Source organism: Lentzea sp. NPDC004789, from assembly GCF_053601075.1.
In genome coordinates this window covers 201,054-216,457 of the sequence record NZ_JBSGBE010000001.1, presented here as the reverse complement: position 1 = coordinate 216,457, position 15,404 = coordinate 201,054, and the positions used below count along the sequence as shown (strand labels likewise).

Genomic DNA, 15,404 nt, shown 5'->3' with positions numbered 1-15,404 from the left:
TAACCACTCCCTGCACTCAAGAGGTGACCAACCATGCGTTTGTTGACCGCGATCGCGGGCGCCTTCCTGGCGGCGCTCTCCCTCGCCCCTGCCGCCGCGGCGGCTCCGGAGGACCCGGAGATGTCGCCGATGATCATCGGTGGCAGCTACGCGTCGAACTTCCCCTACGCGGCACGCCTGTTCGTGAACGGGCGGGAGAACTGCTCGGCCACGAAGATCGCACCTCAGTGGATCCTGACCGCTGAGCACTGCGTGGCGTCGTCCGGCACGTACACGTTCCGCGCGGGCAGCCTCGACCAGACCTCCGGCGGCCAGCTGGTGACCGGAAACCAGATCATCAAGCACCCGTCGGTCGACCTGGCGCTGGTGCACGTGACGACGTCGATGTCCGCGCCGTTCTCCCCGCTCGGCACGACGAGCGACGTGTCCACCGGCAACACCGTGCAGCTCTACGGCTGGGGCGCCACCTGCACCAACCAGCCGGAGATCAACTGCCAGTCGCGCTACCTCAAGGTCGCGAACACCCGCGTCACCTCGACCAACGGCACCGACTACCGCGGTGGCCGGGCGGTGTCCGTCACGCGCGTCGACGGCATCGCCGCCGGTGGCGACTCGGGCGGCCCGATGTTCTCCAACGGCAAGCAGGTCGGCGTCGCCTCGACGTCGGACCGCGCGACCCGCTCCAACTACACGCACGTGGGCGCCTACCGCTCCTGGATCCGTCAGTACGCGGGCGTCTGACCTGAAGCAACGCAGGGGCCCCGCGTTTCCTCCTGGGGAACGCGGGGGCCCCGCGTTCCTGCGGAAACACGGAAGCCATCACCCTGTGTGTTCACGAATGGTGGATGGACACGAACGGAGTAGCCGGTTACCGTGCTGCCAGCGTTCGCGCCGCTCGGGAGCAGCAGGGTGAGGTGCGCAGTGCAGGACGGCCCGAAGCGGGTGACGACAAACGGCGGTCCAGAACGCCCAAATGTGGCCCGCCTCTTCGACTACTACCTCGGCGGTGCGCACAACTTCGCCGTGGACCGCGCCGTCGCCGAGGCGAGCATCCAGAAGTTCCCGGTGGCCGAAATGGCCCGCACGATCCGCTCGTTCTCCCGCCGCGTGGTGCGCCTGTGCGTGGAGGAGATGGGCATCCGCCAGTTCCTCGACCTGGGCAGCGGCATCCCGACCGCGGGCAACGTGCACGAGATCGCCCAGTCCGTCGACCCGTCCTGCAACGTCGTCTACGTCGACCACGACCCGGTGGCCGTCGCCCACGCCCGCACCATGCTGCGCGACAACCTGAGCGCCGCCATCGTGCAGGCGGACGTGTGCGACGTCGGCGCCGTGCTGCGCCACCCGGAAACGCGCCGCCTGATCGACTTCACCAAGCCGACCGCCGTCCTGATGGTCGGCATCCTCCCGTACATCACCGATGAGCCCGCCGGTGTCGTGGCGCGCTACCGGGCCGCCCTGTGCGAGGGCAGCGTGCTGGCGTTGACGCACCTGACGAAGGACGTGGAGCCGGACCTGGTCGACCAGCTCGTCGAGATGGTGGACGGCATGGAGTCCGAGCTCGTGCCGAGGTCCAAGCAGGACGTCGAGGAGTTGGTGTGCGGGCTGAAGCTGCTGGAGCCCGGGCTGGTGCTCGCCGCCCACTGGAGGGCGGACGGCGAGCTGCCTGGCACGTCCGAGGCGGCTGACGCTTCCAGTTACGGCGCGGTCGGCGTCATCTAACGCTCACCAGCAGGTAGCGCTCGTCGTCGATCTCGCGTCCCCACAGCGCCGGATCGGTCAACCGCGTCACCATCGCCTCTCGGCGGACCGAGCGGACCAGGCCCTCGCACTCGGCGGTGGTCAGACCGGAGCCCGTCGACCAGTGGCCTTCCACGAGCACCAGCCGTCCGTCGGGGCGAAGCAGCCGCACCCACGCTTCGAGCGCGGTTGCGGGGTCCGGCAACGCCCACAGGACGTGCCGCGCCAGCACGACGTCCGCCGACCCAGATGCACACGGAGGCTCGGTGGCATCGCCCTGCGCGAATTCCGCCGTCACGCCCGCGGCGCGAGCTTTGGCCATGGCGGCCGAGAGCATGCGTGTGGAGAGGTCGACCCCTTGGACGCGATGTCCGGCCGCGGCCAGGAGCACCGAGAGACTGCCCGTGCCACAACCGAGATCGACGACCTCCGACGAACTCGATGGCATCAGGGGGAGCAGCAGCTCCGCCCATGCCGCTCGCACACGAGCGTCTCGCAGACCGTGGTCCGGCTCGTCGTCGAAGGTCGCCGCCTGCTCGTCCCAGAAGGTCGTCACGCCCTCCTGTCTAGCTCGTCTTCGCGCGCAATGCCTGGCCGCTGGTCGTCGTGCTGTCCGTGACCGACGTGTCGCTGCTCTTCCGCCACTGCAGATCCGCACCACCCGTGCTGCGCTCCACCTTCACGCCGCTCAGCGAGATCCCGGAAACGCTGTCGGTCGTGAACGCCGGCCGCCCGTCGTTCTTGTCGAACTCGATCGTGCTGTCGACGAACTTCACGTCCGCGGCGTTGCGGAGCCAGAAGCCGAACGCCGGTCGCGGGCCGAAGATGCGCGGCGGGTACTCGCCGGAGACCTCCGGCGGGTTCTTCGACGCGTCGCCCTCGCCGTGGCCGCCGGGGACGGTCAGCTTGACGTTCTGGAAGGTCAGGCCGGTGATCTTCGAGTCGGCGCGGCCGGAGACGGTTGACGCGTACTCGGGGTCGCCCGGGATGTCGCGGGGCGCGGTGAGGTTCGTGCCGGTGATGTTGCGGTAGGTGATGTTGCGGATCTTGCCGGTGGGCGGGTTGCCGGGGCAGCGGCCGCGCTTGCCGATGTGGATGAAGATCGGCGAGGCGGTCTTGGTGAGCTGGATGTTGTCGTACAGGACGTCCTCGATCGTCGCGCCGTCCATCGACACCAGGCCGAGGCCGGCCTTCGAGGCGCCGGTGACCTTGAGGTTGCGGAACTGGATGTTCTTGAAGCTGCCGCAGGTCTCCGAGCCGAACTGGACGGCGTTGTTCTCGGTCGACTGGATCGTGGAGTCGCGGACGACGTTGTTCTCGCTCAGGAAGGTCCTGCCGGTCGCGTAGTCGGACTTGAACGCCACCGCGTCGTCGCTGGAGATCACCGTGGAGTTCGACAGCTCGATGTTGGAGCTGTTGATGAAGTTGATGCCGTCGCGGTCGTCGGGGGTGTCGACGGTGATGTGGTCGAGCTTCATCCCGTTGCAGCCGTTGGTGATGATGGCGAAGTGGCCTGCCTCGCGGAACGTCACGTCGGTGATGTTGACGTTCTTGCAGAACTTGAGCGACAGCATCTTGTCGCCCTTGCCGGCCGGGATGTTGTCGCCGGTCTCCAGCTTGTTGGCGCCGTCGATCACGCCCTTGCCGGTGAAGTTGACGTTCTCGACGTTCTCTCCCCACAGCAGCGCGTTGCGGAAGTGGCTGTGGCCGAAGTCCTGGTACTTCGAGTTCGGGTTGGACTCCGGTGCGTCGATGCCGCTGCCGGACGCCACGATGCGCGCGCCCTGCTGCAGGTTGACGGTGATGTTGCTGCGGAGGTGGATCGAGCGCGACAGGTAGGTGCCCGGCGGGATCTCGACGACGCCGTTGCCCGCCGCCGACGCCGCGGCGATGGCCTTGTCGATGGCGACCGAGTCGATCGCCTTGCCGTCGCCCTTCGCGCCGTAGTCCTTGACGTTGAAGCTGGCCGCGTTCGCCACGCCCGCCGGTGCCACGATCACCGCTAGCGCGACGAACGCGCCGGTCAGTCGACGCCTCATCGTTGAGAGGTCCTTCCTCGTCGTGCGTCGAGGCGGCGGCAGCTCGGCGTCTGAAACGCTCTGAAAACGATTTCATTCCTGACCATAGTGAAGGCCGGGCCTGAAGTACAGGGGTGACTTCAGACCCGGCCTCGGTCCAGCTCAGGCTTGATCAGCCGTGGTACGCCTGGCCCCCCGTGGCCGGGCCGCGGTACTGCGCGCTGCCGAAGCCGAGCACCGGGTAGCCGATGAAGCCGAGCAGCCACAGCATGAAGAAGCCGAAGGCACCGCCCTTGCCGAACGCCTTGGCGACGTCGATCGCAACGATGATCGAGATGATGAAGTTGACGATCGGGATGATCCACAGGATCAGCCACCAGCCCGGACGGCCCGCGACCTTGAGCAGGACGTAGATGTTGTAGATCGGGATGATCGCCGCCCAGCCGGGCTTGCCCGCCTTGCTGAACGTCGCCCACATGCCGGCGATGACGAGCACGGCGAAAATGAGGCCGAAGATCAGGGATCCCGAGCTGGAGCCGGAGCTTTCTTGCACGGTCTTTCCTCTTTCCACGCTTACTTGTGCCGGGAGATCGGCGAGCGGGGACGCTGCCAGGACCGGGGACCCGTCCTGTGTGGAATTCCCGTTTCGTGAGCTTTTCGAGACCTTCTGTCAACCTTCAGAGTGAAGAAGAGCCCAGCTTCTGCAGTGCCTCGTCCGCCACTCGCATCACAGTCCATTCGTCCAATGGGACGGCACCGAGCGCCTCGTAGAACCTGATGCTCGGCTCGTTCCAGTTGAGGACGGACCACTGCAGCCGCGTGTAGCCCCGCGCGACGCATTCCTGGGCCAGAGTTTCCAGCAGCTTCTTGCCCAGGCCGTTGCCGCGTTGCTCCGGCGTGACGTAGAGGTCCTCGAGGTAGATGCCGTGCACGCCGTCCCAGGTCGAGAAGTTGAGGAACCACAGGGCGATCCCGACGACCTGACCATCCACTTCGGCCACATGGCCGAACAGCGCGGGCGCCGGGCCGAACAGTGCCGCGTGCAACTGCTCCGCGGTCAGATGGCACTGCTCCGGCGCCCGTTCGTACAGCGCGAGCTCGTGCACCAGCTTCACGACCGCGTCGACGTCACGCGGTTCCACCCGCCGGATCATCACACCTCCCAGGCAGGCACGTTGAGCCTGCGCACCTGCGGGTCGCCCCGCTCGTCGCCCAGCTGGCAGATGCCGGCCGGGTCCAGTCCGAAGTGGACACCCTGGTCGGGTGCCAGTCCCAGCCACGCCGCGATCAGCACGCGGCTGAAGTGCCCGTGCCCCACCAGCACCACGTCGCCGCCGGGCAGGATCTTGCGCACCTCGCCGAGCACCTTGCGGGCCCGCTCCTGCACCTCCGCGTGCGTTTCGCCGCCCGGCATCGGGTGCGTCCACACCGTCCACCCCGGCACGCGCTCGCGGATCTGCGGCGTGGTGATGCCCTCGTAGTCGCCGTAGTCCCACTCGGCCAGGTCCTCGGTCATGCCGTTGACCTCCAGGCCGGCCAGCGCCGCCGTTCTGGTCGCGCGCTGCCGCGGACTGGTCAGCACCAGCGCCGGAGCCTGGTCCGTACCTCTCAGCCAGGCGAGCGTGGCGCCCGCGCGGCGTGCCTGCTGTTCGCCCTCGGGCGTCAGCTCGATGTCGGTGCGTCCCGTGTGCCTGCCGCTCTCGGACCACTCGGTCTGGCCGTGACGCAGCAGGTAGAGGTGGGTGCTCACCTGTTCGATCCTAGGCAGTGACCGGGACCACGTTTGGGGGAGTCCTCTCCTGAGGTACCCCGCTCGCCATGACCGCCGAGCACCCCGACCACGGCGCCCCCGACGAGGTAGATGCCCAGGAGATCCGCGAGGCCTTCGGGGTGCGCATCGCGCGCATCCGGGCCGAGTTGACCTCGACGTGGAACAAGCTGCGCCAGAACCAGCGCGATCCCGGCACCGGAGACCTGTGACGTTTCGGCTCCTGTCGAAATGTGGGTGCCGGTTGCGCGTTCGTCTGCTTTCCCCTGAAGTTCCGCGCAGAATTTCAGACGGGCCGCGTCACTCGCGGCCGAACGGATCGACCTCGACCCGGTAGGTCCCGCCGCTGTCACCGGGCTTGATCAGGACCACGAAGTCCAGTGCCTCGCCCAGCGCTTCCGCGTCGATCAGGTGCACGGTCACGCTCCACCTGCATGCCGGCGTCCGTGGCCACGAGCCCTCGTGCCCGTCCCGCTCATTCCCCCAGTTCCCCGGCCGTTGCGCTGAACGGCGTAATACCCAGGTCTGGTCATCGTTTTAATTGGCATATCAACAGCAGAACTGCGTGTCGTGTGCTCGGCGACGTCGATAGAACTGAGTGGCATTCCTTTTTCGAGAGGAACCCACTCATGCGCCGAATAGTCGCACTGTTCATACCAGCCGCGCTGGCCGCGGTGGTGCCCGCGCTGCCTGCTGCGGCCGCACCCCAACCACCGCCGGCACCGGGCTGGGCAGTCGCTGGTCAGGAGATCCGGTGGACCGCTCCCGCGCCGATGCCGTTGTCGGACGCGGGTGTCGAGTTCTGGGAGGGCGACCGGCTCCTCGGCACCGCCCGCGAGTCGGCGAACCTGCGGACCTTCACGCTCACGGCCCGGCTGAAGGACCCCGCCGCGCTGCAGGTGCGGTCGGCGGGCAGGCGGCTGGACGTGACAGCACCGGCGCCGGCTCAGCTGGCCGTGCCGGAGTTGCCCGCGCTGTCGCCGGAGTCGGCGGTGGACCCCGGCAAGCCCGGGCGGTACGTCACGACCAGAGGCGAGTACTCGCTGGACCCGATCCGGCTGCCTGGCTACGCGGCGCCGATCGAGATGGACGCCATCGTGGTCGCGCCCAAGGGTGCGCAGGGCAAGCGGCCGTTGGTGCTCTTCCTGCACGGACGGCATTTCACCTGCTACAGCAAGACGGACCCGAACCGGATCGTCGCCGCCTGGCCATGCCCGGCCGGGTTGACCGCCGTGCCGAGCCAGCGCGGCTATCTGAAGGCGCAGGAGTTGCTGGCGTCGCAGGGATACGTGACGGTGTCGATCTCGGCCAACGGCATCAACGCACAGGACGCGCAGACCGTCGACGCCGGCGCGCAGGGGCGTTCTTCGTTGGTGCGCAACCACTTGGCGAAGTGGGCGGACTGGTCCGCCGGTCGCGGCGACGCGCCGGAGGTGGTCAGGTCCGCGCCGGCCGACCTGTCGAAGGTGTTGCTGGTCGGGCACTCGCGCGGTGGTGAGGGCGTCAACCGGGCCGCGACCGACAGTCTGAACCCGCCGCCCGGCGACACCGGGTTCAGCGGACCGGTGCGGTGGCACATCAGCGGCACCGCGCTGATCGGCCCGACGATCTTCGGGCACAACCCCCAGCCCGACGTGCCGTCCGTGACGGTCCTGCCCGGCTGCGACGGTGACGTGTCCGACCTGCAGGGGCAGATGTACGTGGACCAGACCCACGGGGTGAGCCGCGGTGCCGCGTTGCACAGCGCGCTGTACGTGGTGGGCGCCAACCACAACTACTTCAACAGCGAGTGGACGCCAGGTCAGGCCGAGGCGCCGGCGTTCGACGACTTCTGGCCGGGTCAGCCACCGGACCCGATCTGCGCACCTGGCGCCGCCACCCGGCTGACCGCGGACCAGCAGCAGACCGCGGGCGCCACGTACCTCGCGGCGTCGGCCCGCCTCTTCCTCGCCCGCGACCAGTCCGTGCTGCCGCTGCTCGACGGCTCCGGCGTCCGCGCGCCGTCCGCCGACCCAGTTCGCGTCCTCTCGCACGCCGTCGGTGGCGACCGCAGGCCGTTCGTCGTGCCGGACACCTCGACGGTCGCCGCCGGCAGCGCAAGGGTGTGCGCTCAGGTGACACCCGATCCCGCTGCCGCGTGCGGCACGCGCTCACCGCACCTCGTCCGCTTCCGCTTCGCGACGACCCAGCCGGAACGGCAGTCGGTCGCCCTCAAGTGGACCGCCGCAGATCAGGCCGGTGTCGTGACTCCGGCGGAACCCGTTTCGCTGCACGGATCGAAGGAACTCGCGTTGCGCCTCGCGGTTCCGCCGAACGCGCCGGCCACCCGGTTCGGCATCTCGGTGACCGACCGAAGTGGACAGAAGTACGCGCTGGGCGCGGTGTCGGTGACCGGCCTGCCCGGCAGCGACCGCCTGAGCGCCTTGTGGGCCCAGGAAGTCCGCGTGCCCCTGCCCGCGGGCCTCGGCCGGGTGGCGTCGCTGGAACTGGCGCCCGAGTCCGCGTCCGGCGAAGCGCTGCTCATCGACGCCCACGGCTACACCAGGGGCCTCGTCCCGGTCGTGCCGGCCAGGCTCGGCCGCGTCGACGCCACCGTGACGTCCGTGCTCGAAGGCGACGAGGGCACGGTGACCCAGAACGTGGCCGTCACCGCCACGGGCAACGGCACCCGCACCGTCCGCCTCTTCTACCGCGACCCGGCCAACACCCCGGTGACCAGGCTCGTGACGCTGAAGCCCGGAGAGCACCGCGTGGACGTGCCGATCACCTACACCGCCAACACGCGGTGGAGCGCCGACACCCAGTACCCCGTCGGCGTCGTGGCGATCGGCAACGCCGTGGTGGGCGCCGCGTTCGGCGGACTGCTGGTGCGCAACGACGACCCGCTGCCGAAGCTGACGGTGACGCCGGTCGCCGACAGCGTCGCGGAAGGCGGCACGTTGCGCTGGAGGCTGACCCTGTCGGAGGCGGCGGACTCCGCCATCACCTTCATGGGCCTGCCGGTGGCACCCGGTGGTCCCGAACTGTCCACAACGGACGTCAACGCCGAGTGGTTCCTCCGGAACTCGGGCGAGAATCCCGTGCCGTCAAGGGTGTTGTCCTCCACCGGGCTCCAGCTGTGGACCGTCATCCCGCCGGGGGAGACGTCACTGGACGTCGAGGTGCCGACTGTGACCGACGACGAGGTCGAGGGCGAGGAGCAGATCCGGCTGAAGTTCGAGGGGTTGTCGCCGACCGGCACGGACTTCGAGGTGACCGGCAAGGTCACGTGACGCCGACGGTGCCGCCTCTGCCTCAGGAGGCGGCACTCGGGGTCGCGGTGCAGCTCGTGGTTTCCCTCAGGACATCTCAGTCGGTGCTGAGGGAGGTGTGCGCCGCAGCAGGAGCACGACGAACCCGAGAAATCCGCGATAGCCGCCCAGCCAGCCGGTGCGGTGGGCCGCTGACATCCCAAGGGCGCGGTCGCTGTCGGGGTGTTCGGGATTGTCGAGGGCCCACTGGGCCAGGGTGCCGGTCCAGCACCACTGGTACTCGTCCCACTCCGCGATGGTGCTGATGTATCCGTAGACCGGTGTCCATCCGTCGGCGACGACCTGGGCCACGGTGGTCGGGAGATCCGCGTACTTCTGCGGACCGTCCTCCATTTCCGCTCGGACGGCGGCGTCCGGCTCGTGCTCCCAGAAGCAGTCGCCGAGCAGGAGCATCCCGTCTTCGGCGAGGTGCTCGCGAGCGGCGTTCAACGTGGGGAGCAGCCCGCCGAACGCGTAGGCGGCTCCCACGCTCAGCACCAGGTCCGCTTTCCTGGCCGACCGGTACTCGGCGACGTCCTGGCGGCGCAGTTCGAGCCGATCTCCCAGGCCGAGCCGGGCGGCCTCGCTGAGGACGCTGTCGAAGCCCGCACCCGAGATGTCGACTCCGACAGCCGTTACGCCGCCGTGCGCCTGTAGTGCGCGCAGCAACCAGGTGCCGTCGCCGCAGCCCAGATCGAGCAGGTGATCGTTCTGCCTGCGGATGGCCCGCTGGAGGAGGTGCGCCACTGTGCTGTCGCTCAGTGGAGCCGATATCGGATGGTCTTTGTGCGCGATAGCGGCGAGTTCGTGTCGTTCCACCATCGCTGTCTAGCAGAATTTTGATCTTGTGTCGCAGGTGTTCGACGGTGGGGATGCCAGCACCCGTGGACGAAAACGACGCTGACCTGCGAAAGAGGTTTTCGCAGGTCAGCGTCGTTCTCAAGGCTCTGAGCTCAGCCCTGCTTGGTCTCCCAGAACATCTTGTCGATTTGTCCACCGACCTACGCTGGCCAGCCCTAACCGGTCTTGCCCGCCCCTCGGGCCGTCTCAGGGCCGTCGGTGCCGTTGAGGCGGCCAAGAACCCGCCGATCACGCCCGCAGTGCGTGACATGTTCTTAGGCATCAAGAGCGTTGCGCTGCCGCGCGATGGCCTTCGGCCACTCTTAATGCCGGCGCCCATTCTCGCATGGTGCAGTAAGGGCAAGGAAAGGTGCGGTGTAGCGGCGATGCCTACGTGACGGTCGAAACGCTCCTGCGAGGAGTTTCGCTAGTCTTCCCAGCTGGGCCGTAAGGGTTGACGACGTCCTTCCTGCTCGCCGCTACACTCTTTCGGATCCTTCGTAGTTCATCGCTGGCCGTGTAGATGCGGGCCTTAGTCTCACCGAAGGGTACGAGTAGTCCTTTGGATACCAGAATCCTGAGATCCCGGGCTGCCGTTCCCGGCTCCAGTTCGGCGTTTTTCTCATAGCTGGTCCGACGCACGCGAATTCCGATAAGTGCGTCGAACAGTGCAAATGCGGCGCGCTCGGGCAGCTTGTTCTTTGCGAGCAGTGTGTCAAGTTCGCTCCACATCTGACTGGCTTCTGTTACACGTCGAAGCACGGTCTGCGCTTGTATGTGGTGCGCCGTGAGGTTGAACCTGATCCACTGACGTGTGCTGCGCTCAGGATGCCAGGAACCTGCTCCTACATCGGCGAGTACCTCGTAGTAGGCGTTGGTGTTGCGACCCAACCACTCTTCGATGCTGCTGAACTCCGGGGCGAGGATCCTCTCGCGTGCAAGGATCAGTGTTTGCAGTGCCCGGGCCATACGTCCGTTGCCATCGCGGAACGGGTGGATCATGACCAGGTTCAAGTGAGCGAGAGCTGCGCGCACATAAACAGGGCAGTCGCCAACCTTTGAAAGGTCGCTCATCAGCTCGGCCATCAAACTGGAGACAGTCTCTGGCTCAGGGCCTTCGTAGACGATCTTGTTGGTCTCTTCGTCGTGGACGTAGATTGATTTCTTCCGGTACTGGCCCGGGCTTTTGGAAAGATCGTGACCGAGCATCATGAAGTGTAGACTGCGCACCAATGACTGGTCGAGACTAAATTCCGTGTCTTGCGCGAGCTGCTGAATGTAGGTCAGAGCGTTCCTGTACCCGATGATCTCGAGTGAGGTGAGACGGTCAGCGTCCAGTGGCTCTTCGTCTTCCAGGATCGCTACGGCGTCATCAAGGGACACGTCGTATCCCTCAATGCTGTTGGAGCCACGGATGGCCCGAGCCTTGAGGTTGCGGCGGAGTTGTCCCTTCCAGCGGCGAGGCTCGCTGAGGTAGTGACGCAGGCGTCGTCGGAAGTCGTCAATCTCGCCGATGACCCGGTGGTCGTCAGCGTCGAGGGGGGACGGTTGGAAGAGCATGCCGCCAGTGTGAGGATTGACGGATCATTCGTCAAGCTTGATGGAAGATTCGTTCATGATCGCGCTCGTCCGGCAAGCATTGGCTCAGTTTGTTGCGCGATGATCGTCTTGGACCTAGTTGCAGTGTGTCACTGTCGACACGTCGCGTAGCCGGGTCGGAGTACCTCGTTTGAGGTCGAGTGGTTGACCCGCTGTTGGCAGGCGGGTCCATCAGGGCTTGCAATGTTGATGGATTGACGGTTCATTCGTCAACGTTGAGAGATGAACCGATCATCTCTCAACCTTGTGTCCGACCGTCCTGACGTGCAGTGGTCTAGGTACCGAGGCGAGCCGCCGGTTCTCCTGGGATCTTTGGTGCGTTTGTGGTTGCTAGCGATCTGTCGACGTTGATGGATTGACGGTTCATTCGTCAAACCGTCCGGCGGTCCGCGTCAGTGGGCATCGGTGTCTGGCGGTGTCGCACATGGTTTGAAGGGATCTGTGGATCCTGCATGCCGGCAAGGGTGCCGGCCGTGTTCGTCCACGCTGCGCCCTGGCGTGTCCAATTAGGACGAGTGTGGGGCGTCTGTGAATCGCGATGCGCTGCGATCTGCGGTGCACGCACTCGGACTCCGCTACCGCGTGGCTGCTAAACCGTTCCCGCGGATCCGGTGAACTGCGGACCTGGCCTTCACTCGCGCGAAGGTTGCGGTCTTCCTCGACGGCTGCTTCTGGCACGGATGCCCAGAACGCCACACTCAGGCCGCGACGAACGCTGGCTTCTGGGCCGACTAGGTCAGTGCCAACCGCGATCGCGACCGGGACACGGACATGCGGTTCCGCGAAGCAGCTTGGCACGGCATTCGAGCATGGGAACACCAAGATCCAAAGCAGGCGGCTCTTGAGATCGCCGCGGTCGTTCGGCAGCGGCGCCAAGGGGGCTCGACCGCAGATTGACTGACCACCTGTGCGGCTTTGAATCTGCGAACTCACACGGAAGCAGACTGTCCAATTAGGATGAACTGGGCCGTCTGGGGGCCGTCGAACAACCCCAAGGACGACAAACGACGCTGACCTGCGAAAGAGGTTTCGCAGGTCAGCGTCGTTCACAAGGCTCTGGACTCAGCCCTGCTTGGTCTCCCAGAAGATCTTGTCGATCTGCGCGATCAGGTCCAGCAGGGCCTGACCCGACGCGGGGTCCATCGATCCCTTGGTGCCCGACGCACCCGCGGCCTTGGTGGCGCGGTTGAAGAGGTCGTGCAGCTCGGGGTACTTCTCGAAGTGCGGCGGCTTGAAGTAGTCCGTCCACAGCACCCACAGGTGGTGCTTGACGAGCTCGCTGCGCTGCTCCTTGATCAGGACGGCACGCTCCCGGAACTCCGGGTCCTCGTTCGCCTGGTACTTCTCCTGGACCGCCTTGATCGACTCGGCCTCGATGCGGGCCTGTGCCGGGTCGTAGACGCCGCAGGGCAGGTCGCAGTGCGCGGTTGCCTCGACGCGCGGGCGGAGAATGCGCGACACGAGTCGCATCGTTCCTCCCAGAGTGAAAACAGTGGATGCTCCGACAAGAAGGACCCTACTCCGGCTGACCGAAGGGTGATCGTTGAGACCGCGCCTCTCCACCGTGCTCGTGAAAGGGCCGTCCATGGTGCCGGCCCTGCGCAACGACGACATCGTGCTGGTCAGATGGGGTGCGCAGGCCAAACCCGACGATGTGGTGCTCGTCCGGTGGGCCAGCCGACCTGGTCAGTTGTCGGTGAAGCGCGCCTCCCACCCAGTGGACGGCGGATGGCACGTGGTGGGCGACAACCCGTTCGCCAGCACGGACTCCGAGCAGCTCGGGCCCGCCGAGGTGCTCGGAGTCGTCAGGGCCCGGTTGTGGCCTTGGCCACGGATCAGGCTTTGAGCGACGCGTACAGGGCCAGGCAGTCCTCGTAGCGCGGCAGGGCGCCCGCCTCGTAGGCCTCGGCCAGGGTCGGCGCCTTCGTGTCCTTCTCCGAGAGCAGGAACTCGAGCTCGCGCGGCCACGGCAGGTCCAGCGCCGGGTCGAGCGGGGTCAGGCCGTGCTCGCCGGACGGGTTGTAGACCGTGGAGCACAGGTAGTTCATGACCGTGTCGTCCTCCAGCGCGATCATTCCGTGGCCCAGCCCCTCGGCCACGTAGACGGCGTTGGACTTCTCCGACGACACCAGCACCGCCTCCCACTGGCCGAACGTGGGGGAGCCGACCCGGATGTCGACGATCACGTCGATGAACGAGCCGCGCGGGCAGAAGATGTACTTCGCCTGGGACGGCGGCACGTCCGCGTAGTGGATGCCTCGGATGGTGCCCGCGCGCGAGACGCTGTGGTTCGTCTGGGCGACCCGGAGAGGGTGGCCGACCGCCTCGGTGAAGGCGGCTTCCTGGTACGGCGAGACGAACACGCCGCGGTCGTCGGGAAATGTCCGGGGGGTGAACTCGAACGCGCCGTCAATTTTCAGCGAACTCGCCTGCATGCCGTCACTCTAAGGCGTCGATTTTTCTTGACCGATCGGGTGCTTCCTGCCTGCATAAACCGACCGGTCGGTGCAGAAAACCGGACAGACGTCTTGCTACATGCCCTCTGACCTGCGGAAAAAGTGTGATCCCCGCCGCAGACAGGCGAGCGCGACCCTGCCACACTTCCGTCACCCGCAGCACTCGGGCGGTTCTCCGACGCAACTCGTCGGAGGGCGTCGACCGAGTTTCCAGGCCCCGTGTACCCGGCGTGACAACGCTGGGCCGGTGCGCCGTTTGGTGATGAGCCCAAGTTGGGGCTACTACGCCGCCCGCACCGCAGGAGGGACGCCGTGACAGCAGTGAACGAAGCCCGTACCGAGAACTCCGATCCGACGAAACTGACGGACGAGGAGATCTTCAACGCGCACGTGGGCGGGAAGCTCGAGGTCGGCGCGACCGCCTCGCTGGCTGACCCGAAAGCGCTGTCCATCGCGTACACCCCCGGTGTCGCACGAGTGAGCAAGGCCATCGCCCAGGACGCCTCCCTGGCCGCGAAGTACACCTGGGCGCACCGCCTGGTCGTCGTCGTGAGCGACGGAACCGCGGTGCTCGGCCTCGGCGACATCGGTCCCAGCGCGTCGCTGCCCGTCATGGAGGGCAAGTCCGCGCTGTTCAAGACGTTCGGCGGCCTCGACTCCATCCCGCTCGTGCTGAACACGACGGACGTGGACGAGATCGTCGAGACCCTGGTCCGGCTGCGCCCGTCGTTCGGCGCGGTCAACCTCGAGGACGTGTCGGCGCCGCGCTGCTTCGAGCTGGAGCAGAAGCTGATCGAGGCGCTCGACTGCCCGGTCATGCACGATGACCAGCACGGCACGGCCGTCGTGTCGCTCGCCGCGCTCAACGGCGCGAACACGGTGCTCGGCAAGAACATCGGCGACCAGCGGGTGGTCATCTCCGGTGCGGGCGCCGCGGGCATCGCGATCGCCAAGATCCTCCTCGCGGCCGGCGTCGGTGAGGTCACGCTGCTCGACTCGCGCGGCATCGTCCGCACCGGTCGCGCCGGGCTCAACCCGATCAAGGAGGAGATCGCGGCCGTCACCAACGGCAGCAACCTCGACGGTGGCATCGACGTGGCGCTGCGCGGTGCGGACGTCTTCATCGGCGTGTCGTCGTCGAAGGTGTCCGAGGACGTGATCGCGAGCATGGCGAACGACTCGATCGTGTTCGCTTTGTCCAACCCGGATCCCGAGGTGCACCCGGACGTCGCGGCCCGGCACGCCGCGATCGTGGCGACCGGTCGCAGCGACTTCCCGAACCAGATCAACAACGTGCTCGCGTTCCCCGGAATTTTCCGGGGTGCGCTCGACGCGGGTGCGCGGCGGATCACCGAGGGCATGAAGCTCGCGGCCGCGGATGCCATTCTGGCCGTTGCGAAAGATGATTTGGGTCCAGATCGAATTGTTCCGTCCGCACTGGATCCGCGGGTCGGACCCGAGGTCGCGGCCGCAGTCGCCCTCGCCGCGAGGGCTGACGGCGTGGCCTGAGCCGGCCCGGAAATTCGCCACCTTTTCGCATCTGCACGGGGACCGGAACCACGAACGTGGCTTTTCGTTAACCCGTGCAGGGGTGGGCGATGACGCTCTGAAGCGCTACCGTCCCTCTCCTCGGGTGTTCACCCGAGGAGAGGGTTCGTGTTTGCCGCCGTTCGGGTGCCGTTGTCGTGTCCAC

17 protein-coding genes are annotated in these 15,404 nt (G+C 66.8%); 7 read left to right on the top strand and 10 right to left on the bottom strand.

Features of this window, described 5'->3' with window-relative positions; all coding sequences use genetic code 11:
* Positions 1–33: 33 nt before the first annotated feature.
* Complete coding sequence (locus tag ACWEIJ_RS00945) at positions 34–741, top strand: S1 family peptidase (RefSeq protein WP_449835156.1); 708 nt, start codon at positions 34–36, stop codon at positions 739–741.
* A gap of 168 nt (positions 742–909) precedes the next feature.
* Positions 910–1,722 (top strand): SAM-dependent methyltransferase, encoded by an 813-nt coding sequence (locus ACWEIJ_RS00940; protein ID WP_449835155.1) that lies wholly within the window; start codon positions 910–912, stop codon positions 1,720–1,722.
* Here ACWEIJ_RS00940 and ACWEIJ_RS00935 read toward each other — a convergent pair.
* The 5 genes from ACWEIJ_RS00935 to ACWEIJ_RS00915 form a co-directional block, all read right to left on the bottom strand.
* Complete coding sequence (locus ACWEIJ_RS00935; RefSeq protein WP_449835154.1) at positions 1,715–2,296, bottom strand: class I SAM-dependent methyltransferase; 582 nt, start codon at positions 2,294–2,296, stop codon at positions 1,715–1,717. The genes ACWEIJ_RS00940 and ACWEIJ_RS00935 overlap by 8 nt on opposite strands.
* Positions 2,297–2,306: 10 nt before the next feature.
* A complete protein-coding gene (locus ACWEIJ_RS00930) occupies positions 2,307–3,779 on the bottom strand; it encodes a glycoside hydrolase family 28 protein (RefSeq protein ID WP_449835153.1) in 1,473 nt (490 codons plus the stop codon).
* Positions 3,780–3,930: 151 nt separating this feature from the next.
* Complete coding sequence (locus tag ACWEIJ_RS00925; protein ID WP_449835152.1) at positions 3,931–4,311, bottom strand: DUF5684 domain-containing protein; 381 nt, start codon at positions 4,309–4,311, stop codon at positions 3,931–3,933.
* 124 nt (positions 4,312–4,435) lie between these two features.
* Positions 4,436–4,912, bottom strand: a complete 477-nt coding sequence (locus ACWEIJ_RS00920) for an N-acetyltransferase family protein (RefSeq protein WP_449835151.1) — start codon at positions 4,910–4,912, stop codon at positions 4,436–4,438.
* Positions 4,912–5,508, bottom strand: a complete 597-nt coding sequence (locus ACWEIJ_RS00915; protein ID WP_449835150.1) for a histidine phosphatase family protein — start codon at positions 5,506–5,508, stop codon at positions 4,912–4,914. Before ACWEIJ_RS00915 ends, ACWEIJ_RS00920 begins: the two co-directional genes overlap by 1 nt.
* Positions 5,509–5,576: 68 nt before the next feature.
* Here ACWEIJ_RS00915 and ACWEIJ_RS00910 point away from each other — a divergent pair, with 68 nt between their 5' ends.
* A complete protein-coding gene (locus ACWEIJ_RS00910) occupies positions 5,577–5,738 on the top strand; it encodes a hypothetical protein (RefSeq protein ID WP_449835149.1) in 162 nt (53 codons plus the stop codon).
* An 88-nt stretch (positions 5,739–5,826) separates the two neighbouring features.
* Here ACWEIJ_RS00910 and ACWEIJ_RS00905 read toward each other — a convergent pair whose 3' ends face one another.
* Entirely contained in the window at positions 5,827–5,949 is a 123-nt protein-coding gene (locus ACWEIJ_RS00905) for a hypothetical protein (protein ID WP_449835148.1), read from the bottom strand.
* Between the two features lie 206 nt (positions 5,950–6,155).
* Here ACWEIJ_RS00905 and ACWEIJ_RS00900 point away from each other — a divergent pair, with 206 nt between their 5' ends.
* Entirely contained in the window at positions 6,156–8,798 is a 2,643-nt protein-coding gene (locus ACWEIJ_RS00900) for an alpha/beta hydrolase family protein (RefSeq protein ID WP_449835147.1), read from the top strand.
* A gap of 66 nt (positions 8,799–8,864) precedes the next feature.
* On the opposite strand, the gene ACWEIJ_RS00895 is transcribed toward ACWEIJ_RS00900, so the two are convergent.
* Positions 8,865–9,563 carry an SAM-dependent methyltransferase gene (locus tag ACWEIJ_RS00895; RefSeq protein WP_449835146.1) on the bottom strand — a complete coding sequence of 233 codons (699 nt, stop codon included), beginning with the start codon at positions 9,561–9,563 and terminating at the stop codon, positions 8,865–8,867.
* A 483-nt stretch (positions 9,564–10,046) separates the two neighbouring features.
* Positions 10,047–11,216, bottom strand: coding sequence for a Fic family protein (locus ACWEIJ_RS00890; RefSeq protein ID WP_449835145.1), 1,170 nt, complete (start codon positions 11,214–11,216; stop codon positions 10,047–10,049).
* 663 nt (positions 11,217–11,879) lie between these two features.
* On the opposite strand from ACWEIJ_RS00890, the gene ACWEIJ_RS00885 reads away from it, so the two are divergent.
* Positions 11,880–11,990: a hypothetical protein gene (locus ACWEIJ_RS00885; protein ID WP_449835720.1), complete on the top strand. Its 111-nt coding sequence runs from the start codon at positions 11,880–11,882 to the stop codon at positions 11,988–11,990.
* A 327-nt stretch (positions 11,991–12,317) separates the two neighbouring features.
* Here the strand turns inward: ACWEIJ_RS00885 and sodN are convergent, their stop codons facing one another.
* Entirely contained in the window at positions 12,318–12,725 is a 408-nt protein-coding gene (gene sodN, locus ACWEIJ_RS00880) for a superoxide dismutase, Ni (protein WP_449835144.1), read from the bottom strand.
* A gap of 73 nt (positions 12,726–12,798) precedes the next feature.
* Here sodN and ACWEIJ_RS00875 point away from each other — a divergent pair, with 73 nt between their 5' ends.
* Positions 12,799–13,101: a S24 family peptidase gene (locus ACWEIJ_RS00875; RefSeq protein WP_449835143.1), complete on the top strand. Its 303-nt coding sequence runs from the start codon at positions 12,799–12,801 to the stop codon at positions 13,099–13,101.
* Here the strand turns inward: ACWEIJ_RS00875 and ACWEIJ_RS00870 are convergent.
* Positions 13,091–13,690, bottom strand: coding sequence for a dTDP-4-dehydrorhamnose 3,5-epimerase family protein (locus tag ACWEIJ_RS00870; protein ID WP_449835142.1), 600 nt, complete (start codon positions 13,688–13,690; stop codon positions 13,091–13,093). The two genes, ACWEIJ_RS00875 and ACWEIJ_RS00870, sit on opposite strands and share 11 nt — an antisense overlap.
* Positions 13,691–14,023: 333 nt before the next feature.
* Here ACWEIJ_RS00870 and ACWEIJ_RS00865 point away from each other — a divergent pair, with 333 nt between their 5' ends.
* Positions 14,024–15,220: an NAD(P)-dependent malic enzyme gene (locus ACWEIJ_RS00865; RefSeq protein WP_449835141.1), complete on the top strand. Its 1,197-nt coding sequence runs from the start codon at positions 14,024–14,026 to the stop codon at positions 15,218–15,220.
* The last annotated feature ends 184 nt before the right edge of the window (positions 15,221–15,404 follow it).

Bases quoted from the DNA above. Each gene is read 5' to 3' on its own strand.
- ACWEIJ_RS00890 (WP_449835145.1), bottom strand. From the start codon at position 11,216: ATGCTCTTCCAACCGTCCCCCCTCGACGCTGACGACCACCGGGTCATC.
- ACWEIJ_RS00920 (WP_449835151.1), bottom strand. From the start codon at position 4,912: ATGATCCGGCGGGTGGAACCGCGTGACGTCGACGCGGTCGTGAAGCTG.
- sodN (WP_449835144.1), bottom strand. From the start codon at position 12,725: ATGCGACTCGTGTCGCGCATTCTCCGCCCGCGCGTCGAGGCAACCGCG.
- ACWEIJ_RS00870 (WP_449835142.1), bottom strand. From the start codon at position 13,690: ATGCAGGCGAGTTCGCTGAAAATTGACGGCGCGTTCGAGTTCACCCCC.
- ACWEIJ_RS00930 (WP_449835153.1), bottom strand. From the start codon at position 3,779: ATGAGGCGTCGACTGACCGGCGCGTTCGTCGCGCTAGCGGTGATCGTG.
- ACWEIJ_RS00900 (WP_449835147.1), top strand. From the start codon at position 6,156: ATGCGCCGAATAGTCGCACTGTTCATACCAGCCGCGCTGGCCGCGGTG.
- ACWEIJ_RS00910 (WP_449835149.1), top strand. From the start codon at position 5,577: ATGACCGCCGAGCACCCCGACCACGGCGCCCCCGACGAGGTAGATGCC.
- ACWEIJ_RS00945 (WP_449835156.1), top strand. From the start codon at position 34: ATGCGTTTGTTGACCGCGATCGCGGGCGCCTTCCTGGCGGCGCTCTCC.